Source organism: Nocardiopsis sp. CC223A (assembly GCF_030766825.1).
Classification (GTDB): Bacteria; Actinomycetota; Actinomycetes; order Streptosporangiales; family Streptosporangiaceae; genus Nocardiopsis.
In genome coordinates this window covers 1-22,684 of the sequence record NZ_JASFDV010000101.1, presented here as the reverse complement: position 1 = coordinate 22,684, position 22,684 = coordinate 1, and the positions used below count along the sequence as shown (strand labels likewise).

General features: G+C 64.9%; 14 protein-coding genes and 1 other annotated feature. Of the genes, 10 read left to right on the top strand and 4 right to left on the bottom strand.

Annotation, left to right across the window (positions count from 1 at the left end; translation table 11 throughout):
- The first annotated feature begins 154 nt into the window (after positions 1-154).
- The 4 genes from QJS33_RS27795 to QJS33_RS27780 all read left to right on the top strand — a co-directional run bounded on the left by QJS33_RS27795 (position 155) and on the right by QJS33_RS27780 (position 11,481).
- On the top strand, positions 155-3,586 hold the full coding sequence (locus QJS33_RS27795) for a LamG-like jellyroll fold domain-containing protein (RefSeq protein ID WP_306371025.1): 3,432 nt from the start codon (positions 155-157) through the stop codon (positions 3,584-3,586).
- A gap of 99 nt (positions 3,587-3,685) precedes the next feature.
- Positions 3,686-10,483 (top strand): RHS repeat-associated core domain-containing protein, encoded by a 6,798-nt coding sequence (locus QJS33_RS27790; RefSeq protein ID WP_306371024.1) that lies wholly within the window; start codon positions 3,686-3,688, stop codon positions 10,481-10,483.
- Positions 10,480-10,917 carry an Imm1 family immunity protein gene (locus QJS33_RS27785; RefSeq protein WP_306371023.1) on the top strand — a complete coding sequence of 146 codons (438 nt, stop codon included), beginning with the start codon at positions 10,480-10,482 and terminating at the stop codon, positions 10,915-10,917. The genes QJS33_RS27790 and QJS33_RS27785 overlap by 4 nt, the downstream gene beginning before the upstream one ends.
- A gap of 336 nt (positions 10,918-11,253) precedes the next feature.
- On the top strand, positions 11,254-11,481 hold the full coding sequence (locus QJS33_RS27780) for a transposase (protein WP_306371022.1): 228 nt from the start codon (positions 11,254-11,256) through the stop codon (positions 11,479-11,481).
- Positions 11,482-11,524: 43 nt separating this feature from the next.
- Here QJS33_RS27780 and QJS33_RS27775 read toward each other — a convergent pair whose 3' ends face one another.
- Together QJS33_RS27775 and QJS33_RS31490 are read right to left on the bottom strand one after the other, a co-directional pair.
- Complete coding sequence (locus QJS33_RS27775) at positions 11,525-11,992, bottom strand: hypothetical protein (RefSeq protein ID WP_306371021.1); 468 nt, start codon at positions 11,990-11,992, stop codon at positions 11,525-11,527.
- Positions 11,993-12,064: 72 nt separating this feature from the next.
- Entirely contained in the window at positions 12,065-12,622 is a 558-nt protein-coding gene (locus tag QJS33_RS31490; RefSeq protein WP_372339731.1) for a transposase, read from the bottom strand.
- Positions 12,231-12,344 (bottom strand) — a sequence feature (AL1L pseudoknot). (Overlaps the previous gene by 114 nt.)
- Positions 12,623-12,964: 342 nt before the next feature.
- Between QJS33_RS31490 and QJS33_RS27770 the strand changes: the two genes are divergently transcribed.
- Both QJS33_RS27770 and QJS33_RS27765 read left to right on the top strand, forming a co-directional pair.
- Positions 12,965-14,812 (top strand): PQQ-binding-like beta-propeller repeat protein, encoded by a 1,848-nt coding sequence (locus QJS33_RS27770; protein ID WP_306371020.1) that lies wholly within the window; start codon positions 12,965-12,967, stop codon positions 14,810-14,812.
- A 789-nt stretch (positions 14,813-15,601) separates the two neighbouring features.
- Positions 15,602-16,429 (top strand): S9 family peptidase, encoded by an 828-nt coding sequence (locus QJS33_RS27765; protein ID WP_306371019.1) that lies wholly within the window; start codon positions 15,602-15,604, stop codon positions 16,427-16,429.
- A gap of 247 nt (positions 16,430-16,676) precedes the next feature.
- Here the strand turns inward: QJS33_RS27765 and QJS33_RS27760 are convergent, their stop codons facing one another.
- Positions 16,677-17,330 carry a hypothetical protein gene (locus tag QJS33_RS27760; RefSeq protein WP_306371018.1) on the bottom strand — a complete coding sequence of 218 codons (654 nt, stop codon included), beginning with the start codon at positions 17,328-17,330 and terminating at the stop codon, positions 16,677-16,679.
- A gap of 326 nt (positions 17,331-17,656) precedes the next feature.
- Here QJS33_RS27760 and QJS33_RS27755 point away from each other — a divergent pair, with 326 nt between their 5' ends.
- The 3 genes from QJS33_RS27755 to QJS33_RS27745 all read left to right on the top strand — a co-directional run bounded on the left by QJS33_RS27755 (position 17,657) and on the right by QJS33_RS27745 (position 19,851).
- Complete coding sequence (locus QJS33_RS27755; RefSeq protein ID WP_306371017.1) at positions 17,657-18,112, top strand: SMI1/KNR4 family protein; 456 nt, start codon at positions 17,657-17,659, stop codon at positions 18,110-18,112.
- Positions 18,113-18,686: 574 nt separating this feature from the next.
- The gene (locus QJS33_RS27750) at positions 18,687-19,127 is read left to right on the top strand and encodes a DUF5959 family protein (RefSeq protein WP_306371016.1); all 441 of its coding nucleotides are present in this window, start codon (positions 18,687-18,689) and stop codon (positions 19,125-19,127) included.
- 85 nt (positions 19,128-19,212) lie between these two features.
- Complete coding sequence (locus QJS33_RS27745; RefSeq protein WP_306371015.1) at positions 19,213-19,851, top strand: DUF4241 domain-containing protein; 639 nt, start codon at positions 19,213-19,215, stop codon at positions 19,849-19,851.
- A 1,237-nt stretch (positions 19,852-21,088) separates the two neighbouring features.
- On the opposite strand, the gene QJS33_RS31485 is transcribed toward QJS33_RS27745, so the two are convergent.
- Positions 21,089-21,976 carry an ADP-ribosylglycohydrolase family protein gene (locus QJS33_RS31485; RefSeq protein WP_372339730.1) on the bottom strand — a complete coding sequence of 296 codons (888 nt, stop codon included), beginning with the start codon at positions 21,974-21,976 and terminating at the stop codon, positions 21,089-21,091.
- Positions 21,977-22,221: 245 nt separating this feature from the next.
- Between QJS33_RS31485 and QJS33_RS27740 the strand changes: the two genes are divergently transcribed.
- On the top strand, positions 22,222-22,629 hold the full coding sequence (locus QJS33_RS27740) for a MerR family transcriptional regulator (protein ID WP_306371014.1): 408 nt from the start codon (positions 22,222-22,224) through the stop codon (positions 22,627-22,629).
- Positions 22,630-22,684 lie beyond the last annotated feature (55 nt).

Below are 22,684 nucleotides of genomic sequence, written 5' to 3'. Positions count from 1 at the left end.
GCGGCTGACCGACAACTCCGAGACCATGGTCACGATCGCGATGATCCGGTTGATGGCCACACGGCTGGCCGGCCAGAGCCCACGGTGGAGCAACCGACCAGCCGACCAGGCCGGTGTAATCACCCGCATACCCAACAGTCACTCAGAGCTGGCAGTGGAGACGGGAGAGCCCGTCCTCGTCGAGGAACTGCTGCAAGAGCGCCGGGACGTGGTCGCCAACCCTGATGGCTCATTCACCGCCACTGAATACGTGCAACCCGTTCGCGTCCACCAGGACGGTGACTGGGCGGACGCCGACCCTACTCTCGGCGAGCGCTCTGATGGCCGGTTGAGCCCGGAAGCCTCCACCATCGGGCTGTCGCTGTCCAACGGCGGCGATGGGCCCTTGGCGACTTTGACCCGTGCGGGCAAGGAACTCGAACTCGACTGGCCCACCGCCCTGCCCGAACCCACTGTGGACGGTGACACCGCCACCTACCCCCAGGTCCTTCCTGGTGTCGACCTGGTCGTTCGGGCCGGTGTGGACGGGTTCTCCCAGGTGCTCGTGGTTCAGGATGCCGAAGCAGCCGCCCAACCGGAGATCACCGAACTGCAGATGGGTCTGGCCGTCGATGGCCTTCAGGTCCAGACCACCGACCAGGGCGGCATCGAGGCGACCGATACCACTGCCGGGGGCGCGGTTTTCGAAGCCCCCACCCCGCTGATGTGGGACTCGGGCACCACCGGCGAAGACGACGCCCCCGCCGCCCGATCCGCACAGCCTGCCGAGACCGCCCCGAATCTCACCGAAGGCCCGTTGGAGTCGTCCAAGGTCGCCGAAATCGACGTCACCACCGACGCCGACACCCTCACCCTGGTGCCCGACGAGACTTTGCTGCAGGCCGAGGACACCACCTACCCGGTCTACATCGACCCGGTGTGGAAGACGTCCACCACTTCGGCGTGGGCTATGGTCTCCAGTGGCTACCGCACCACCTCCTACTGGAAGTTCTCCGGATCCAACAACGAAGGCGCGGGGCGCTGCCCCCAGCTCTCCGGGGACCCGTACTACTGCAACAACGTCGGGGTCAAGCGCCTCTTCTACCGCATTTCCACCAGCGCCTACGCTGGTAAGCAGATCATCTCGGCCGAGTTCGCGGTGACCTTGCGCCACACCTACGACTCCACTGCCCGGGCGGCCCGCCTGTACCGGACCGGCGGCATCACCTCTTCCACCAACTGGTCCAACCAGCCCTCCTGGACCCAGTCCCTGGACACCAAGAGCCCCACCACCCCCGCGGGAAGCTGCACACGCACTAATCAGAACGTGCGCTTCAATGCCAAGCCAGCGGTCGAATGGGCGGCCTCGGGCAGGCACTCCACCACCACCTTCGGGCTGCGCTCTGTCAATGAGGACAGCTACACCCACTGGAAGCGCTTCTGTAACAACGCCCAGCTGGAGGTCAACTACAACACCCTGCCCGACCAGCCCCGTCAGAGCGAGCTGCAGTTGGAGCCCGGTGGTGCGTGCATTTACGGCACCCAGCGCCCCTACGTCGACGAGCCGCCCCGGGTCTCGGCCTACCTGCGCGACCCCGACCACAGCACCAGCGCCGCCGAACAGGTCCGCGCCCAGTTTCGCCTCTTCTGGACCGACGCCGCCGGCCAGGAACAAGAACGCACCTACACGACCTCCTACAAGGCCGCGAACTCGCGCTTCTACTACCAGGTCCCCGACGACATTCCGGAGAACACCACCCTGGGCTGGATCGTCCGCGCCCACGACGGGCACGCCTGGGGTCCCTGGAGCTGGGACGGCGACCAGACCCGCTGCGAGTTCATCTACGACTCCACCGCACCCAGCGAACCCATCGTGACCTCCTGGGAGTATCCCGCCAACGACTTCTGGCAGAACGGCGCCGGATACGTCGGCTACTTCACCTTCGAAACCCCCTCCGAAGACGTCCAGTACTTCCGCTACGGGTTCAACGAGAACCCCTCCGACAACAACATCGCCCCGGCCTACTCCCTGCCCTCGGGCGCCTCCACCTCCTTCATTGCCTTCACCCCCGAGCGCACAGGGCCGTTCAACCTCACCGTTGAAGCCGTCGACCGCGCTGGCAAGACCAGTGTCCGCGCCAACCACCTGTTCCTGGTCGCCCCCGGCAACCCGGCCCTGCCGCACTACCCCTTGGACGAGGCACCGGGATCGGAGAGCGCCGCCAGCCTCGGCGATGAGAACAGCGACTACACCGCCCAGGTCGGCCCCGGCGTCACCTTCGGCGAACCCGGCCCCCAGGACACCGGCCTGGCCGCAGCCTCCTTCGATGGCACTGACGGCGCCTATCTCGAACCCGGCGTGGAGCGCCCCGGCCACCCCTTCGAGAACTACACCTGGTCGGCCTGGGTACGCCTGGACGACCTGGCCAAGGATCAGACCGTCGTCAGCCTGGGCGATGAGGGCACCACCTTCCGCCGACTCGCCTACCATGCCGACACCAGCGCCTGGCGCCTGTCGGACTGGGCCAAGGATCCTGCCGGGGGCACCCAGCCGGTCGAAACCTACGTCGAAGCCCCGCACGAGGCCCAGGCCGGGGAGTGGGTGCACATCGCCGCGGTGGGCATGGTCCTGGACAAGACCATGCACCTGTACATCAACGGCCAACTCGCCAGCACCGCCCCGGCCAGTCTGTACGCCGCCGCACCAGCCGACGGGGTCACTACCCTCACCGAGGACGGCCCCACCACCCAGGCCGACGACGACCTCACCTGGGAGGACCCCCAGGGGTTCTGGCAGATCGGCCGCAGCGAAACCGGTGGTACCTATACCGACCACCTCGACGGAGCCCTCTCCGACGTACGCGTCTTCCGCCGCATGGTCCTGCCCCACGAGGTCCCCACGATCTACAACCCCTCCGCCGACCGCCTCGCCTACTGGAACTTCAGCGATGAGGTCGACGGCGCCAGCCCCGAAGCCAACGGCGGCCAGAACATGACCCTCAACGGAGACGCCTCCCTCTTCTACGGCGACCCTTTCGAGGAAGCGGCACTGGTTGGTGACGGACACCTGAACCTGACCGGCCAAGGTCACGCCGCCACCGCCACCGGTGTCACCCCCACCGACACCAGCTTCACCCTGAGCATGCGCGCCCGCTTGGCCTCGGCCACCCCCGAGCAGGACATGTCAGTCCTGTCCCAGGCCGGACAGGCCCAGAGCGCCTTCGACATCCGCTACTCGGCCCAGACCGACCGGTGGGAACTGGTGCTGACCCACGCCGACGAGAACGGCGCGAACGCCACCCGCGTGGTCAACGATCTGTTCGCTCCCAGCTCCGAACAGAGCGGTGATCACCTGGCGGTTGTCTACGACGCTTTCAGCCGCGAGATCCGCTTCTACGTCAACGGCCAGCTCTCGCAGACCTCCACGGTCAAGCACTCTGCCGCCTGGGCTTCCAGCGGTCCCTTGAGCGTCGGGCGCTCCCTCACAGATGGCCAATGGGGGGCGGCGTTCTCCGGAGCCGTCGACGACGTCCGGGTTTACCGCGGAGCCGCCGATGCCAGCTTGATCATCCAACTAGCGAACCTAGCCGAGCAGCCCGACCTGTGACCCACCACGGTGGGGCGCCCCGCACCGGGGACGCCCCACCGCCCCCCTCAGACCTGCCGACTCACCCCCCGCTTCGTGTCCCCCGCCGAGGAGTTCTCCATGTCCAGCCGCCAATGGTCCTGGCGCAAGTTCAAATGGGCATTTTTGACCGTTACTTCCACGGTGCTGGTCTTCGCCCTCATCGCCTCCCTGCTGGGTATCATCCCCGGACTCCCCTCCTGGTGGCGGGACAAGGCTCCTGAACTCCAAGACCTGGGCGACCCCGTCGAAGGCGTCGCCCAAGAGGTCCTGCCCACCGAACCCGGGCAGGAACAGGACGCCGCGGTCACCGAACCCGGGCAGGTCGACTGGCCCACCGCCGACAGCGGCGTTGTCCCCGTTACCGCTCATGGCCAGGACACCGACCCCGTCGAAGTCGGGGGCTTAACCCTGTGGGCCACCTCTCCCTCCGAGGAGACGGGGCAGATCCAGGTCGACCTCCTGGACGAGCAGGCAGCTCAGGACAACAGCGTGCACGGACTCATGCTGAAGGTCACCGCCGCCGACGGACAGGCCGACCCGGGCCAGGTCGAGCTGACCGTCGACTACAGCGGCATTGAGAACGCCTACGGTGGCAACTACGGCGCTCGCCTGCGCCTGGTCGACCTGGGTGCCGACGCGGCGCAGACGCAGTCGACCAATGACATTTCCGCCCGTACGGTGACCGCCACGATCGCCCCCGGAGCGGTCACCGCGGCTGATGACCGTAAGGCCCCCGAAACCGGGGCTCCGAAGGAGCCGGCCGGGCCTTCGGCCGTGTTCCTGGCTTTGGATGCTGACCCCTTCTCCTGGGAGGGCGACTACACCGCCACTGAGCTGTCCCCCTCCTCGGAGTGGGACGTCTCCCTGTCCTCTGGAGCCTTCACCTGGAGCTACGGGCTGACGGTGCCACCGACGCCAGGCAAACTCGAACCGGTGATCTCGTTGGGATACTCCTCCCAGACCACCGATGGCCGTACCGCTGCCACGAACAACCAGGGCTCGTGGGTCGGTGAAGGTTTCTCCTACGAGCCGGGTTACATCGAACGCAGCTATGCCTCATGTAGCGATGACGGTGAGGACGACAAGGCAGATCTGTGTTGGGCTACCGACAACGCCACCCTGATGCTCAACGGCCAGTCCACCGAGCTGGTCCGCGATGACGACACCGGTGAGTGGAAGCCTCGCATCGACGACGGATCGCGGATCGAGCGCCTGACCGAGGCCACCAACGGTGACAACAACGGCGAGTACTGGCGCGTGACCACGGTTGATGGTATTCAGTACACTTTCGGCCTCAACCGGCTCCCTGGCTGGGAAAGCGGGGACCCGGTCACCAACTCGGTGTGGACTGCACCAGTGTTCGGCAACGACAGTGGCGAACCCTGTCACAAGGCCGACTTCTCCGAAGCGTGGTGCCAGCAGGGATGGCGATGGAACCTCGACTATGTCGAGGACCCGCGCGGCAACATCGCTTCCTTCCACTACACCAAGGAGATCAACCACTACGCGCTCGACGGCGATCTGGACACCGCCGGAACCCAGTACGTGCGCGGCGGCTACCTCGACCGCATCGACTACGGCCTGCGCCAAGGCGAGACCTACGACACTCAGGCCCCAGCCCAGGTCGTCTTCACCACCGCCGAGCGCTGCCTGAAGACCGATGATTTCGCCTGCGACCCTGCCGACCTGGACGCGGACACCGCCAAGCACTGGCCCGACATCCCCTACGACCTGCACTGCGCTGAAGGCGACGAGTGCGACCGCACCCAGACCTCACCGTCTTTCTGGACACAGAAACGCCTCAGCAGCGTCCACACCCAGATCCTCACCGACGACGGCTACTCCAAGGTCGACTCCTGGAAACTCGATCATCTGTTCACCGACAACGGTGACGGCTCCAAGACCTTGTGGCTGTCGGAACTGACCCGCACCGGCCACGTCGGCGGCACCCAGGCCCTGCCCCCGATCCAGTTCACCGGCATCCAACTGCCCAACCGCATCCGGGAGACCGGAGACCAGATCTCCGCCCTGGTCCGGTTCCGTATGTCCAACATCTACACCGAGACCGGCGGACAGATCACCGTCAACTACTCCGGCAGCCAGTGCACCCCTGACAAACTGCCGAAGGAAGGCGAAAGCACTGACCGGTGCTACCCCATCGTTTGGAGCCCACCCGGCTTCGAGGACCCGGTCACCGATTGGTTCCACAAGTACGTCGTCAACGAACTCATCCTCACCGATCGCACAGGCGGTTCTGAAGAACAGGTCACTCGCTACGACTACCAGGGTGATGCCGCTTGGCGCTACGCCGAACCGGATGGCATCACTCCTGAGGATCACCTCACCTGGAGTCAGTGGCGGGGCTATGAGACCGTGCGGGTTAGCCGCGGCAACGGCGAAGACATGCCGGTGGTGACTGAGCACACCTTCCTGCGCGGCATGCACGGGGACAAGCATCCCGCAGGTGGGACTCGTACCGTCTCGGTTACCGATTCCACCGGGGAGAAGCACACCGACCACGATGAACTCAGTGGTTTCTCTCTGGAGACCACTACCTTCAACGGTGAACAGGTCGTGGACACCACGATCAGCCGCCCTTGGAGACATCGCACCGGAACTCAGAGCGAGGACTGGGGCACTCGCCACGCGAACTTCGTTGCTCCCAGAACCCAGCTCACACGCACTGCATTGGAAGATGGAGACTGGCGACAGACCCAGATCACCACTTTCTACGACAGCACTTACGGGCGCCCTACTCAGGTAGATGACCAAGGCGATATCGCGGTTCAGGGTGACGAACTATGCACCCGCACTCAGTATGTCGACAACACCGACAAGCACATGGTCTCCTACATTTCGCGGGAAGAGACCGTAGCGGTCAATTGTTCGGCGACACCGGACCGGGCACAAGATGTCGTCAGCGATGACCGATGGCTGTACGACGGACACTCTTTCGGCGAAGGTATCACTCGTGGTGATAAGACCGCCGTACAAAGACTGGCTGAACACGACGGCACCAACGCTACCTACCAGACCGTTGAAACGCACACCTACGACGACTACGGCAACGTGATCAGCACCAAGGATACAAACGGTGTTGTGACCAGCAGCTTGGTAGCGCGGCGAGAAAACGGCCTCACTGTCGAAAGAGAACTTACTGACGCCCTGGGCTATACCGCGCGAGCAGCCTTTGACCCTCACCGCGGCAGCCACCTCTGGGAGACCGACGCCAACGGTCGCCGTATTGAAGCAACCCATGACCCCCTTGGACGCATTGCTCAGGTTTGGGATGCCGATCGTGATCGATCTCGCAATGAATCCCCCAATCAGAAGTTCGAATACATTATCACCGAAGGTGCTCCCGTTGCGGTAAAAACCGAGACACTGCGCAATGATGGCTCCTACCAGTCTTCATATGCAATTTATGATGGATTTCTCCGCGAGCGGCAAATCCAATTAGTCGGACCTGACGAGGGGCGTTTGGTAACTGATGTATTTCATGGCTCCACGGGTCAAGTGGTTAAGAAGAATGACCCGTACTACGCTTTGGGTGCTCCTTCGGCAGAAGTGCTTGCTGTTCGCAATGGCGATGTCGGTGGGCAAGTGGTGTACGAATATGACGGCGCGGATCGAGTCATCCATGAAATTCGGCGAGTTTCAGGGGATGAAAAATGGCGTTCCACTATTTCCTATGGTGGAGATCGAGTCCATAAAACTCCACCAGCAGGCGGAACTCCGACCACGGAAATCACTGATGCCCGAGGTAACACGGTAGAACTTAGGCAGTACTATGGAGATTCTCCTGAAGGCGAGTACCAGGCCATTTCCTACGCTTATACGCCTTCTGGAGAAATCGAACGAGTCACCTCCCCAGAGGGTTCCCAATGGTCGTACCGATACGACCAGCGGGGACGAATCGTTGAGATGACCGACCCTGACGCAGGGCGCACTACCAAAGTTTTCGACGATCTTGACCAAGAGGTTTCTGCTACTGATGCCCGTGGCGTAACTCTTTCGACCAGTTATGATATCGCTGGCCGCAAGGTGAGTACATGGGAAGGTGAAATAGGAACCGGAACTCAGCTTGCCTCCTGGACCTACGATGTCAAGGAAAAAGGTCTTCCTTACATGGAGACTAGATTCCATGAAGGCAATCAGTACCGCACAGCGATAACTGAACGCGATGACATGTACCGTCCTACCAAGACAGTAATCGGTATCCCTGATGGCCACGGAAGCCTCTCAGGAAACTATACGTTTACGACCTCCTATAATATTGATGGCACGGTCCAAAGTCTCGGGATTCCTGCCGCAGGTGACCTTCCGGCAGAGGTTATCACTTACGAATATGATGAGCTCAGCCGGCCTCTCACTATGAGCAGTGGACTGGCATCCTATGTCACTAGAACTGACTACGCTCAGACCGGTGAAGTTCTTCAATATGAACTTAGCTCTGGCCAAGGCCCTGCGACTTGGTTGACTTATGAATATGAGAAGGGTACGCAGCGACTTACTCGGTCACGTGTCGACCGTCAGGGAATTCAACCCCTTATGGATTCCAGTTACCAGTATGATGCTGCAGGAAATATCCTTTCCATCGCTGATACCCCTTCGGGGGCTGGCACTGAAACCCGCTGCTTTGAATATGATAAACTTCGGCGGTTGGCCCAGTCTTGGACGCTCCCCAGCAGCGATGGATCCCAATGTAAGGTCGATCCGACCCCTGAGTATGTGGGAGGTATTGAACCTTACTGGCACTCTTATGAGTATGATGCCGATGGGAACCGTACCCGTGAAATCAGGCATGCTTTTGTTGCAGCCGGTACATTTCAAGACAGTGTGCGCGAATATGTTTACCCTGGTTCGGATCAACCTCGGCCCCATGCTGTTCAGGAAATTGTTGAATCCACGCAAGAAGGCGATCGACTCTATGCGTACGAGTACGACGAATCTGGGAACACGACCAACCGTACTGAAGCCGGAGTTTCACAAGAACTTCTCTGGGACGCGCAAGGAAATCTGGATTCTGTACTAACGCAAGATGGGATCACGTCTTACGTTTATGTGGCTGGCAATGAGCGCATTATCCGACAGGATCCTGCTGGTGCCACTCTGTACCTTCCCGGTATGGATGTTAGGGAAGAAAATGGCAATGTAACCACCTCGCGCTATTACACGCACAACGGGAGCACCATTGCAGTGCGTGCAGCTGATGGTGTGGATTTCCTGGCATCTGATCATCATGGCACTGCCAAGATGGCTTTGAGTTCTGAAGAAGTAGAAGATTATAGCCGTAGGCGATTCTTGCCTTTCGGTCAACAGCACGGTGAAAACTCCGAATGGCCGAATGACCGTGGCTTCTTGGGAAAAACGGTTGATGATCGCCTTGGTGTGGTGTATATCGGTGCCCGAGAATATGATCCTGGCACGGGGAGATTCATTTCTGTCGATCCTTTGATCGATATCTCTGATTCCCAGCAGATGAACGGTTACGCGTACGCGAATAATAATCCGGTGACTCTCAGTGATTCCACTGGCCTTATGTTGGACCCAGAGCCCTGTCCGCGAGGAGGATGTGGCAAGCACATCCCCATTCGGACAACTGGTGGAACTCACGTTGCAGTACAGCCTCAGCATGCATTCGGATTCAGTCATGGATACGATTTTATTCGCAATCGCGTTGACTGGGGTGGCGCTCAAGAGAATGCAAATGTTGCCACATATATCGCATGGGCTGTCGATTATCGGCGAGACTTTGGTGACGATTTCGCCGATGGCTACATTATTGGCATAAACACTGCTTTGATGGAGGCCGGGTTCGATTTTCGGGATAAGGAATTTCAAGAGCAGCTTACTATCTCTGCCAACTATCGAGACTACGGGCACCTGCAAGATCCAACACCGAATGGAATTGGTCCAGTAGCGACTGGTCGCAGGCCTCGGGGATGTCAGAATAGTTTTGTTGAGGGCACGCTTGTCCTTCTCTCCGACGGCTCTACGAAGCCCATCGAGGATATCGAAGTCGGAGAAAATGTTTTTGCGGCTGACCCTGAAACGGGTGAAGAAGGCGCAAGAACAGTTGTCGCTACGATCATCGGTGAGGGCTTTAAGACCCTTGTCGAGATCACTGTTGATACCTCTACGCAAGTCAATGCAGACACCTTGGACGAAGGTGCTCTTCCGGATGGCCCAAGCCGGCCGGGGCCATTGATATTGGGAGACACGATTGTCTCTACTGATGGTCATCCCTTTTGGGTGCCGCTGCTGGGCGAGTGGGTAGATGCAGTTGACCTTGTTCCTGGGATGTGGTTTCTTTCTTCGGAAGAGACTTTGGTCCAGGTTGTCGACACGCAAACTTGGAGTGAAGTAGAAAAGGTTTACAACCTTACGGTTCAGGGGCTTCATACTTACTATGTTATAGCTGGTGAGACGGCTCTCCTCACGCATAACGCTTCCTGTGCAAACCGTAACCTGTTCCATGCAGGGCTTCCCCAATACGCCCCAGGCGGAACCACTCATGGTATCGGTACTGCGCCTAATGGCCTTGTCGTTAGCGCAACCAGTGGAAATGTAAGGAATAAAAAGGATTCCATGGGTTGGGTTAATGATATTCTTCGAGATAGAGGAATTCTGGCTGGAAGGGCCAGGAGTACTCGTGCCCATGATGCGGAGCAGACCTTCGCTTACCGTATTCGGGATATGGGGAAGGGGGATGCCCATTTTGTAATTAACAATCCGAATGGTCCTTGCGGTCAAGGTCTTGGCTGCAACCAGGTGCTCCCGTACCTAATCGGTGAGGGGTCGACGCTTACGGTACACTGGATGGACCATGGGGGAAATTGGCAGTCGCGCGAGTATAGAGGGAGTAGAAGATGAAATCCTGGGCCAGTGCTTACTATGAACAGAGCCATGAGAAGAACCCGGTAATTATTTATCGTCCTGAGGATATCGACAGGCTGATTGATTCGCTCCTAGGGAATCCTGTCTCCCATAATATGGCGCAGGTTCATTCGCTAGACAGAGGGCGCCTTCCTTCTGGAAACTACGACCATGAGCTCCTCGTTGGGGTTAACTCCGATCTTCAAGTGGGTCTAGTTCATTTTATGGATGACGATCATGGAAATATCTGTACGCTGGGAAATGCTGAGAGCAGATCGGAAGTGTCTTACAGTATAGATGGTGCTTTTACTGAGTTTCCAGATAATTCTGAAGTATCAATAGACCTGGTCCGTTTTATTGTGCAAGAGTTTGTTTTTTCTGGAGGAGTGATTCCCTCTTCTGTTGAGTGGCAGCCGTGGCTTGATTGGTAAGAGCTTTTTTGAGAAGGGGTGGGCCTTTCAGTTGGAACTCGCGATGATCGGTACCTGGTGAGATCAGCTGACCATAGAGGTGCGACGTCTCGATGGGGTAGGCGCAGGGGGCGGTCTAACGCCCCGGGGCCAAGGACGACGAAAATGGTTGAGGATGGACGTGGCCGAGCGCTTCGCGCGCAGTGAGGTGAGAAGAACGGCGCCGTCGCGAGGGAGCTACGGGTGACCGAGCGTTCAGTGCGACGCTGGCGACGGGCGTGAGAACTGGTGTGTCCTGCGTTCTTCGGAGTCGGGTTTCTGGATCCTGGGACCACGTGACCCTTGCAGGAGGGCATCGTGGGACGTCGTGGATACCCCGCCGAGTTCCGCCGCAAGGTCCTGGACCTGGTCCGGGCCGGACACAGTGTCGCCGACGTGGCACACGATCTGGGCATCGGCACCGAAACGATCTGCGCCTGGCGGTCGCCGTGTCCGCGCTGCCCGCCGCCCTGCGACCGGGTGGGCACCTCGGGCACCGGTCGTTTCATCGCCGACACAGGAGCCGACCACCGAGAACACAGCTGAGATGGGCTTCTGACGCTCGGTATCGAGGGATTCGGATACGTGCTTAACCGTACGGGTTGTGCGCCCAGAAGCAGACGGTGTCGCTGCGACGATCGAACCACAGGCTGGTGGAGTAACTGGCGCTGCTGCTGTCGAGCTCGGGTGACCGGATCCACTGCGGGTCATCCGGGCCCTCGCCCTCAAGCGGTTCCGTGAACCCCGAGGAGAAGTCGAAGGTCGGTTCCTCGGAGACGAAGGCGTGAGACGCCGTCAGCTCGTCGAGTTTCCCCGGCGCCAACCGGGCGAAGCCCGCGAACACCAGATCCGGAGTCCCGAGGAAACGATCGTTGTCCCGGCTGCTCACCCACTGGGCGTCGGTGAGCGGGCCCAGACGGGGGAACGCCCGCTCCAACGGTGCGGTGTCGGTACGCCAGTCCTCCTCGGCCCCGTTCACCGCCCGGCGCAGGGCCCATCCAGCGGGTAGGGCCGCCAGCCCGACCCCGACGATCCCGATCAGCGTCCGTCGCTTCACCGCGGTTCCCCTCGTGTCCGACCCATGTGACACCCCATCCGGATCGACGGCCTCACACGGGAGGCCGTTTTATCACGACTTGATGCACACCCTGAATGCGCGGTATCTCCCGGTCCCCATCGATTCGGTTTGTGACTTGCGAGGTGGGGTGGTTGCTCCGGTGCCGGGGGACCGGGTGGTCTCCGGTGGTGCGCGAACGCAGTGACGGGGCCCGGTTCTTGGCCGCGTAGTAGGTGGACGGGGCGACCTGCAACACCTCGCAGATCGGTTCGACCCCGAACTCCTGGCGGTGGACGTCGATGTAGGCGACCACCTGGTGTGCGGGTGGTCGAGCTCCGCCGTGAAGAAAGCCGACGCGGACTTCAAGATCGCGTTCGTCCGCTTGAGCGCACGGTTCCCGCGTTCGAGCTCGGCGATCTTGTGGGCCTGGTCGGTGGTGGTGCCGGGCCGGTGGCCGGCGTCGGCCTCGGCCTGGGTGACCCGGTTGCGCAGCGTTTCGCGGTCGATGCCCAACCGGTCGGCCACGCGGGCGATGGCCCCGTCGCGGGTGGCCGGGGCGCGGCGGGCGTCCACGGCCATCCGGATCGCCCGTTCGCACAGCTCAGGCGGGTACCTCCTCGGTGTCGGCATGACTCTCATCCCTCCCGGGTTTGAGAGTGGTGTGTCCTGTGTTCTTCGAGTCGGTTCTCTGGATCCTGGGACCACGTGACCCTTGAAGAAGGGCGTCGCGGGACGTCGTGGATACTCGGCGCGAAACACGGGCCTGATTCGGGTGCCGCCAACGAACCCGGTACCGGCCGCAAACGAGCACTCCCTGGCCACCATCGCCCAGGCGCTGCGCTTGACGGCCGGGCCCGCGATCACCAAGGGGCTGCACCAGGTGACCGAGATCGAGGGCCTGGCACCGGTAGCCCTGAGGGTTGCGATCACCCGCCGATCGGTCGTCCGGCGGCCCACGGCAGAATGCCCCTCATGCCAGACGCGACCCCCCTCTCGCCCCAGCTGGAACTCACCGGCCGGGACCGGGTCGCCACCGCTCTGCGGGCGGCGCTCGCGATCCTGCTGGTCATCGCGCTGCCCTGGTCTCTGGCGGGATTGCTGTCGATCACGAGTACGACCGCAACCGTCGCCGTGGCGGCCGTGCTCACCGCGGTGGCGGCCTGCGCAGCCGTTCCCCGTATGCGCCCCCGCCTGCTCCGGCTCATCCTGGTCGGCCCGGTGTCCGTCTTCGGCGACTTGTTGCTGTTCGGCGGGGCGGTGGCCGCTGCCTGGTTCGCCTGGCCTACCTGGGTCGCGGTCCTCATCGGGCTGCTGGCGCTCATCACCTGGGGGGTGCGCCGCGAACGGTGGCGGGAGTGGACCTCCGGCCGCTCCCGGCTGCCCCGGGCCGTCCTCGCCTGCGCGGTGCTCCTTGCGCTCTTCCTCGTCTCGCCCGCCCGCTGGGCACCGGTCGCGGACCTGGCGGTGTGCGGAAGGCTGTCCGTCGACCCCGGCCGGAGCGGCGCCTGGCCCGACGGCGAACCCGTGGAACACGACCCCACGGACCCCGAACCCCACATCCTCGACCCGAAACGCCTCTTCACCGACCGGGACAAGCTGGAGTACCTGGCGACCGTGTTCGAGGGCAACGACGCCCTCGGCCGGGCCCGCTGGTCGGTTCCGGTGCCGTCCTCGGACGCGCTGGGCGACACCTCCAGAACGATCCTCGTGGGCGATGACGGCGGTTTCGGCGTGTACGACGCTCGGGATGGACAGGTTTTGTGGAACGCCCACCCCGACCAGGACACGAGGTCCTCCGCCGGCTGGGACGAGGTCCATCTGATCGGCGGCGTGGTGCTCGTCGAGCGCACCCTCTCCCGTGCGTCGGAGGGCTACTCCCGGGCCGTGATGGCCCTGGACATCGGCACCGGACGGCGGTTGTGGTGCGCACCCGGCCTGACCGGGGTGGTCACCGACCCCCACACCCCGGACCGCGTTCTCGCCCGGGAGGGGGACTCCGACCCGACGTGGACCGTGCTGGACCCGACCACCGGGAACCGGGTGGCGCACCTGGACAGCGGACCGGTCAAGGAGACCTCCCCGGCCGACGGTGCCGCCGGGGGAGCCGTGATGCCCCAGGGGATCGCGGCGGGCGGCGGCCACGTCGCCGTCTGGAACGGCCCGGCCCTGGCCGTGTACGACCTCACCGACGGCCGCCTGCTGTTCACGCGCGAGCTCACCGCACCGGCGATCGACCCGGAGGATCCCCTGGGCGACGAGGCGGAAGAGGAGAACACGTGGCCGGGCGTCACCGACGTCGTCATGGGGAACGGCGAGGGACCCGCGGTCATCGTGAACACGACGAACCACCTGTTGCGGAACCACCGGTTCTTTACCCTCGGGGAGAACTCCCTGACGGCCTTCGACCCCCACGGCGGGGTCCGGTGGCGGAGCGATCCCGGAAGTGACGGCCGCCCCGGGTCCGTGGTGGGCTCGGTCCAGGCGCTGAAGCCGCGGTGGGCGGACGAGCACGACAGTTCGGTCGTGGAGACGTGCGGTGGATCGTTCACCATGAGCACGACGACCGTGGGCATGGACGACGGCCGTATCGTCTCCGTCTCCGAGCCCGAGGCACGGCTCCCCTACAGCCAGAACGGCTCCCACCTGTTCCGGTCCGATGACCTGAGCGCCCTGTCCTGTGCCGACGGGAGTGTCACCGCCGCTCCCGTTCCCGAGGTCTCCTTCGGCGTCCATGCCCTGTCCGGGGGCACCGTCGTGGCCGTCGACCGATACCCCTCCCGGCGAGGACTGACCGTCGTCTTCGACCTCCCCCGACCGTGACGGCCGGGGTCAGTGCCCGACGGACCACGGGTCGGCGGAGTCCGCGGCGCCGACTCGGAGGATGGCTCGGGAGCGGTGAAGCACAACGACTGCACGTGCACCGTCATCAACGACTCCGGCGACCGGCCGGTGGGCCTGGCCCGGTGGTTCTCGCGGAGGATCCGACGCTGAGCGGTCGGGGTTCCCCGCCCGGGCAACGGAAGGTGCCGGGGCGGCCGAAGCAGGCCACGGCTGGACATGACACTGGTCCAGGCACACCAGAGCCGCCCGCGTAGCTTCGAAGGCCGCATATCGACAGCGCCAGGAGAACGGCGTGGTGTTTCGTTCCGGGTTCTCCAGATGGTGTGTCCTGCGTTCTTCGAGTCGGTTCTCCGGACCCTGGGACCACGTGACCCTTGAAGGAGGGCATCGCGGGACGTCGTGGATACTCGGCACGGAGCACGTGGCGTGGGCGGCGGTGTGATCCGTTGCGGCGGGGTGCTGCCGATCGGGTGCGCCTGGGTGCCGTGGCCGGTGCTGCGGGGCGAACCGGTGCGGTCCTGTGCGGTCGATCGTGTGCGCCTCGCGCGGGCGGGCTTTCTCCCGAGCACTCTTCGGGCATGCGGTACGCGGTCGCCGTCCCAGCGGTGATGCAGGCGTCCCTGGAACGATCCCTCCGGCCCGCCTCCCCACATTTCGGCCGGGTCGTGGTTCGGGCCCGTATGTCTGCCCGCAGCAGAAAGGACATTCCCGCTCGGTAGAGCCCCCCTACGGTGGAGGCCCCAGCTCTTGGAAGCCGTAGGAGTGCGTATGGATGCGATCACCGGTACAGCCGCAGGCGTGCCTTTCACGGCTCTCCCTCCGTCCGGGGGAGATATCGACCGTGCGCCGTTGATCGTGACCTGGCACATGCTGGACGCACCGCGCACGGATGCGGCCTTCGCGGCGGCGCTGCCCATGGCCGGTGTTCCCGCTTGGCGGGTGCACCTGGGCATGCCGCTGTGCGGCTCGCGCATGGTCGACGGCCGTCTGGACAGACACCTTGAACTCGCTCGCGAGGACATCCTCCTGGCGTACCTCGGTCCGATCATTCACCAGGCGGTCGAGGAGTTCCCGGCCGCGCTGGCCGAGCTGCGCCGCCGGCTCCCGGTCGATGATCAGCCGATCGGCATCCTCGGCGCGTCACTCGGCGGGGCGGTGGCTCTGCGAGTGCTCACAGCGCCGCCGAGTCCGATCGGGGCGGTCGCGCTCGTCAATCCGGCCGTACGGGTGAGCGCGGCCGTCGAACTTCTCGCGGCCGGGCTCGGTCGGCCTTACGGTTGGACCGCTGAATCCCGCAGGGTCGCCGACGAACTGGACTTCGTCGGCCGTGCCGAAAGCCTCACCGGGGAGCCGCCGCTGCTACTGGTCAGCGGCGAGCGCGACCACCCGGCGCTGCGTGAGGACGCGGTTTCCCTGGTCGGGGTGCTACGTGAGCGGTACGCGCATCCGTCCGACATCGAACTGGCGACCGTGCCGGGCTTGGCCCACCCGCTGGCCGATGAGCCCGGCCTGGAACCGGCCCCCCGGTTGCCCGCCACGGTGGCGGTCGACGAGATCCTGACTCAGTGGTTCATCCGGCGACTCGCGACGCGGTGAGCGGTGTTCGGTGGGCTTTCCGGGGGCCGGTGGCGGTCCCGCCGAGGCACAGCGATGCCTCGCACCGGTGATCACCCCGTGGTGCCGGCGCACCCGCTTGCCGAGCCGGGCGAGAGCCGCCACCACGGCGACCGATTCTTCCGAGCAGGCGACCTGCACGGCCGAGAACAGCCTGGTCCGCCAGCGAAGAAGCGTCGGTTCCGAGCCCGAAGAACCCCACCTGAGAACAAGGGCGTGAAGGTCGGGCTCAGACCGTGTCGAGGTCCGTCGCGGCGGCCCAGCGGCGGATGTGCGGATCAGGGTGGGCCCGAGCGGATGCGCGCGTGCTCTCCAGGAGCTCGTGCAGGTGTGGCGGGTATGCCGTGCGGGAGGCGGGCAGGTCCGGCAGGACACGGCGGTGCATCTTCAGGTCGGCGGTCTCGGCGAACACCCGCATCGAGGCCTCCGACCAGGCGTCATTGATGTCCTCTGACTCGTCCAAGGCGGGATCGCGTACGTCGTCGGTTCCGTACGCGGGGGAACGGTCTGCGCGCAAGGGCACGTGGGCGCAGTACCAGGCCCGAATGGCGCCCGCCCGTTCGGTGTCCGTGCCGGTCCGTAGGTAGTCGACCAAGGCCGCCATTACGCGGCGGCGTCCGAAGGCGTAGACCGCAGGCTCAACGAACCAGAGGCAGAAGCTGGGATCCGGGTCGTACACCGCTGCCGCCATCAAGGGGGCGAACAGCTCCTCGGGCAGGCTTGCCCGTTCGAGGAGAGGTTTGCGCACCGCATGGGCGAGGCGGCGTGCACGCCTGTCGTCCGGCTTCACGGGGACGTCTTCGGCCCCCATCAGCCGGGCCACCTCCGTCGCGCATGCCAGGAATGAGCGCGGTTCTACGCTCTTGTGCTCGTCCTCGGTCATGACGGCATTCTGGGCCGGTTGCATCGGCGGGTACAGAGTCGGTGGTCGCCGCCCCCGGGCCACGGATCGAGCCTGTGGCTCGGAAGACAGGGCACCTCAGGTTGCCGAGTGCGTGCTCCGGTACCGGGGAAGCAGGGCGGGCCCTGCGTGGTGTCGGCGCTGTGGGGGCCTTGGGACATGGTGAGGCGTACCGGTGCAGCGGGCGCGGGTGGAGCCTGGGTCGGCAGCGTGCCGAGATGGCCGGAAAGGGGAGTGCCTTGTCGTGGGTCGGTCGGATCGTTGAAGCCGTTGGGTGACGGCCGAGGGACGTCGACATCGTGTGGGACGTGATCGAGGAGGGCCCGGGTACGGCGCTTCCCGCCGATTCAAGGAGCCCTGCCGCTGTTTCGGCGTGGGGGGTCAGCGGGTATCTGCATGCGTACGGTTCGCCAGGGGGTGCCGATCCGCAGGTGGTGGACTGGCCGGCGAGGATGCGGCGGACACAGGAGGAGCGTCCGATCACGCGCAACGGTTTCGAGCCCTACGGTCTCTACCGTCCGGGTGGGCGTGGCCTGATCCACTGGGGCATGTCGGTGACGGCCACAGGGTTCTGCCGGTCCGCCGATGCCGAGGTGCCGCCGGCGGGCCGGCCGGTGGTGGTGCGGAGCGGGGTCGGTGACCGGCGGCTTCTGCCGATGTCGGCCTCGGAGTGTCTCTTTCGTGTCCTGACCGATGTGACCTTCGGGGAATCCACTGTCGCGCACCTGGTGGTTCCTCCATTCCTTGCGCCGTATGAGGCGTAGCCCCGGGTCGTGCCGGTTCTGCGGTCGCGCTTGCGTTCCACCCCGGTCCGATGCCCGCCGACCGAGCCCGACCACTCGCCATCGGTGCCTCCGGCCGCAACGGGCTTGGTCTGTCCGGGTCATGTCCCCTGAACTGGTGTGACTTTCGCGCGGGTGTGTCCTTGCAGGTCATCGTGATGTTCGGCCGGTGCTGGACGGTCGTCGCGTCCTGTCGGCACGGTGACCCGGGTGGAAGCGTCACCGAAGGCGACGGCGCACCGATCCGGCCGGCGCCGCCGAGGCGTATCCGTGGGAACGGGGCCGGAAGGGTCACACCACCCGGCGGGACACCATTCCTGTCCGCCACCGGTGCCTGTACCGGACGGAGCCACCGCCTGCGTCTGCGACACCATGTGCCGTACCGAGTTCGCCGCCGCGGCACCGACCCGTTCCGGTGCCGAAGCCGTCATGGCCCCGTGGTTCCATGATCAGGACCTCATGGACCCTGTGTCTCTGACGGTCGCGTTTTTCTGTGTTGCAGGGTTTTCCGTCCGCCGCTCTGGAGGTGTGCTTGCCGCCAAAGAACAAACCGCGCATGGATATCATCCGGATCGCCGAGGGCACCGATTCCCTGGTGGTCTCTCTCGACGGAGGGGAGGTGGTGGAAGATCGCGATGATTTCTGGCATCGGGTGAGGATGGAGATTTCCTCCGATTTCGTGGGAGGGAATCTCTCCTTCATGGTCGCCAGGAGCGATATCCTGGGATGGGGTGAATTCCTGGAGCGGCTGGAAAGGGAGCCGGGCCTGCTGGACGCGAGTGAGGGCGGCCCACCCCTGGTCGTGTGGCCTTACCAGGATCGAACCCCTTACTTTCAGGTCTACCCGGAGGACCCGCTCCGTGTCGAGGTGGTCGGTTCCCCGATGAGTTGGGTTCGCGTTTCCCTGTCCCTGGACATCGATGTGGACGAGTTCGTCAGGAGTGGTAAGGAACTCGTTGAAGAAGCCATCCGGAAACTCGAACGTGATGGGTTCTGATATTCCTCGGGGATCGGATGACTTGATTTTCTTGCCTGATCTGTTCCTTCCTCTTTCTGTTGAAATTTTTCTGGTGGTTTGATTCGTGAATTACGATACTCTTTTTTCTGATCGTAGGTCCTGTCTGCTCATCGGCCAGGTGCCGGCGACGGTGCACCTGAGCGAGCCGGTGCGCGTCGGCCTGCCGACGGGCAGGCTGATCATCTGCGACCCCTTCACCGGTCTGGGACCGTTCGCACCACGCCCGTTCACCGAGGGGGTCGCGCCCGGCGAGTACCCCGTCACGTTGGCGTTCGTGTCCTTCGACAACAACGGCGAGGAAGGCAGGGTCGCCGCCGCCGCGCGGCTTGAGGTGTCCGACGTGCCGGTGGTGCGCTGGGAGCTCGCCCTCATGGACGGGCAGAGCGCCGATGATCTGGAGGAAGACGAGTTCTTCGGCTATGAGACGGGGGACGGCTCCGTCTGTTTCATCGACGGCTCTGTGGTGCACCGGCTGGACCGGTTCGAGGACGATCTCGTCGTCGAGGTGGACGGGTTCGCGCGGGCGGGGTTCACCCGGCCGTTGGTGAAGCTGGCGGGGGAGAACGGGGACGAGGTGGTGGCGTTCTTCACGAACCGTCCGGCGCCCGAGGTGTACCCGACCTGGATCGGCCGCACCGCTGACGGGGCGATCGCGTGCTTCGTGACGGACTTCCAGGTGGTGGCCTCGCTCGATACGGAGTAGGCACCGGGCCTGCGGCGGATGTGCCGCCCCGGCCGCCGATGGTGTCCCATCGAGTGGTGTGACTTTTCCGGCCCTGTTCCCACGGATGCGCGGCAGCGGTGTCGGGCGGATCGGTGCGCCGCCGCCTCCGGCGGCTTCTTCATCCCGGTCAGCGGGCCGCCGGTACGCGGCGGCCCGCCCGGCTTCGGCCGACCATCGCGATGACCCGCAAGGACGCACCCGCGCGAAAATCACACCACTCCCGGGGACGTGACCCGGTCGCCTGCGGGTGTGGTCCGTGGCTCGGGGCGTGGTGTGGTCTTCGGTATGCCCGCCCCGGGCCGGTGAGTGACCCGAACCGGGTCCCTTTCGCGGTGGAGGCGGTCCCACCGGAACCGCTGCGATCCTGCTGACAGGGTCGGATCCGCGGCACCCGGTCCGCCCCGAAGGAGTGCGGCACATGCACGTGCGACCACCCGACACGCCCGCCGTCCCCCCACGCCCCGCCGGTTCCGGCGGAACCTGCTCGGCCCCGTCCCCGGGTGGGCCCGGTTCGCGGCCTACGCAGTCCCCTTCGCCGTGCTGCCCTCGGCCCTGTGGCGAACCCTGGGAACCCTGAGCCCCTCCTTCGGAGACCACGGCCAGGGGCAGGTTCCGGAGTGGTTGCCGGGTGAGGTGTACGTGATCCCCCTGTCGGTCGTCTCCCTCCTGGTGGCCTTCGCCTCCGTGGGCCTGATCGCCCCGTGGGGGGAGACCTTCCCCCGGTGGGTGCCCGGTCTGCGCGGCCGGCGGGTCCCACCCTCGCCGCCGTCATCCCGGCCGCGCTGGGCACGGTCGCGGTGACGTCGTCGTGGACCGCCGGGTGGGTCTCCACCTGGCTCGGGGTCACCGTCCAGGGCGACCCCGCACCCCCCGGCTTCCCCACCGGGGCACTGACCGGCTGGCCGTTGGCCGCCTTCTACGCCGCCCACCTCCTGCTCGGGGGTTCTCTCCTGGGGGCGGTGGCCGTCGCCTACCGGCGGCGACCGCAGAGCCGGACTGGAACGCTCACGGTGTGCCGATCGCCCACTATCGCCTCCCACGGTGGGCTCACCCCGGTCGGTAAGGGTCGGGGCGGCTCGAAGGAAAGCGTCCCTGTACGTCACTGTGTTCATCGCGCCCGCCGTGGAATGCCCTGTGGGTTTTCCGGGGCGGCAATGAGTCTACTCTCACGAGAGGGTAGTGTTGTGTGCGGAGGGTCGACCTGCTTCCTCGGCGCTCAGCGCCCTCCCTCGGTGGCACGCCCCCGGCCCGACCCCCTGCCGGGGTCCGTGCCACCGTGCATGCGCCCGGGCCGGAGGCCGCAGCCGTCCCTGGGAGCGTTCTCCAGGCGCCGCGACCAGGCTTCGGGGACGGCGCCGGCACCGTTGCGGGCCCGGCCGGTGCTCCGGCCATGGCCGCCCCCCGGCCCCTGCCGTTGTCCAGCCGCGCGGCGAAGCGCACGGTCTCGGGCAGGTCGTCGGGGGAGCGCAGGAAGGCGGTGAGTGCCAGGGGCACGGCTTCGACCGCGCCGACCCCCTCGCACCAGGACACGCACCGTGTCCTTGCGGGTGAATCGGCCGCGGACCAGGGCGCTCGGTCGGGTCGGCTGGGAGCGGAACTCCGGGGAGGCGCAGTAGCGGGCCGCGGTCGAGAGCGGGTGGAAGGCGGCCAGAGGCCGGCGCGGATCGGCGCAGTGGGCGTAGGCGACGGCGCAGGCCTGGACGGCGGCGCCCTCCAGTGTCAGGGGATGGGCGTGGGTGACGTGGGCGCTGTCCCGGGCCAGGCGTACCAGCGGGTTCAGGGGCAGGGGCGACAGCCCGACCGGGGCCGCCCGGTCGGCGGCTCCGGCACCGTGGGGGCCCGTCGCCGTGGGCCGAGACCGAGGCGTTGCGCCAGGAGATGCCGTTGACGATGGCCGGGAAGACCCGGATCTCGCCGGTGCCGAAGCCCCGGTCGGGGTCGTGCTGCCAGGCGTGGGTGAACTCCCCGGCCGGACGGCTCTGGTCCAGGGTGGCCCCCTCTCCGCCGGTGCGTTCGCACAGGTGGGCGGCCAGGATGCGGGTAGTGGCGGTGATGCCGGTGGTGTGGAGCAGGGGCGGGGCCTGCCGTCCGCCCGGGGGTGCATACGGACGAGGGCGGGGGCGCACCGGACTTCCGGCACCACATGAACCTACCCTTACGTGACAGTAGAAACGCTGGCGGGGGTCGCCGGGCAGAATGGGCGTGCCCCTGCTTCGGGGAGCGGGCGGGCCCTCTGACGTGGCATGACGTCCTTCGTATTCGCGGGCGCGCTAGCGTTGCCCGCTACGGGGCCGATGCCGAAAAGGCGACTCTAACGTTAGAGTAGACTTGAAGACGAGGAGCACAGCGATGCCCGAAGCGGGTCACATGCAGATCGGCGAGGTCGCCGAGCAGACCGGCCTGTCCCTGCGGACCATCCGCTACTACGGGGAGGTCGGCCTGGTCGAGCCCTCGGCCCGCTCCCGCGGGGGTTTTCGCCTCTACACCCAGGAGGACGTCGACCGGCTGAACCTCATCAAGCGGATGAAGCCGCTGGACTTCAGCCTCGATGAGACCCGTGACCTGCTGGAGGCTCTGGACCGGCTGAACGCCGCCGAGACGGAGCAGAGCGAGCGCGAGGCCCTGAGCGAGCGGCTCGACGCCTTCGAGGCCGCCATCGCCGCCCGCTGCGAGGCGCTGCGCGACCAGTTGGCCATGGCCGAGGAGTTCGCCGGACGGCTGCGCGAGCAGCGGGAACGGAGCAACGCGGCCACGTGAGTACGCGAACATGAGGAGCGACGGTGTCCACAGCGGCGAACGGGGACAGGACGAC

Coding starts and splice junctions, on each gene's coding strand:
- QJS33_RS27790 (WP_306371024.1), top strand. CDS start 3,686: ATGTCCAGCCGCCAATGGTCCTGGCGCAAGTTCAAATGGGCATTTTTG.
- QJS33_RS27785 (WP_306371023.1), top strand. CDS start 10,480: ATGAAATCCTGGGCCAGTGCTTACTATGAACAGAGCCATGAGAAGAAC.
- QJS33_RS31490 (WP_372339731.1), bottom strand. CDS start 12,622: ATGCCGACACCGAGGAGGTACCCGCCTGAGCTGTGCGAACGGGCGATC.
- QJS33_RS27770 (WP_306371020.1), top strand. CDS start 12,965: ATGCCAGACGCGACCCCCCTCTCGCCCCAGCTGGAACTCACCGGCCGG.
- QJS33_RS27765 (WP_306371019.1), top strand. CDS start 15,602: ATGGATGCGATCACCGGTACAGCCGCAGGCGTGCCTTTCACGGCTCTC.
- QJS33_RS27760 (WP_306371018.1), bottom strand. CDS start 17,330: ATGACCGAGGACGAGCACAAGAGCGTAGAACCGCGCTCATTCCTGGCA.
- QJS33_RS27750 (WP_306371016.1), top strand. CDS start 18,687: ATGGATATCATCCGGATCGCCGAGGGCACCGATTCCCTGGTGGTCTCT.
- QJS33_RS31485 (WP_372339730.1), bottom strand. CDS start 21,976: ATGCACCCCCGGGCGGACGGCAGGCCCCGCCCCTGCTCCACACCACCG.
- QJS33_RS27740 (WP_306371014.1), top strand. CDS start 22,222: ATGCCCGAAGCGGGTCACATGCAGATCGGCGAGGTCGCCGAGCAGACC.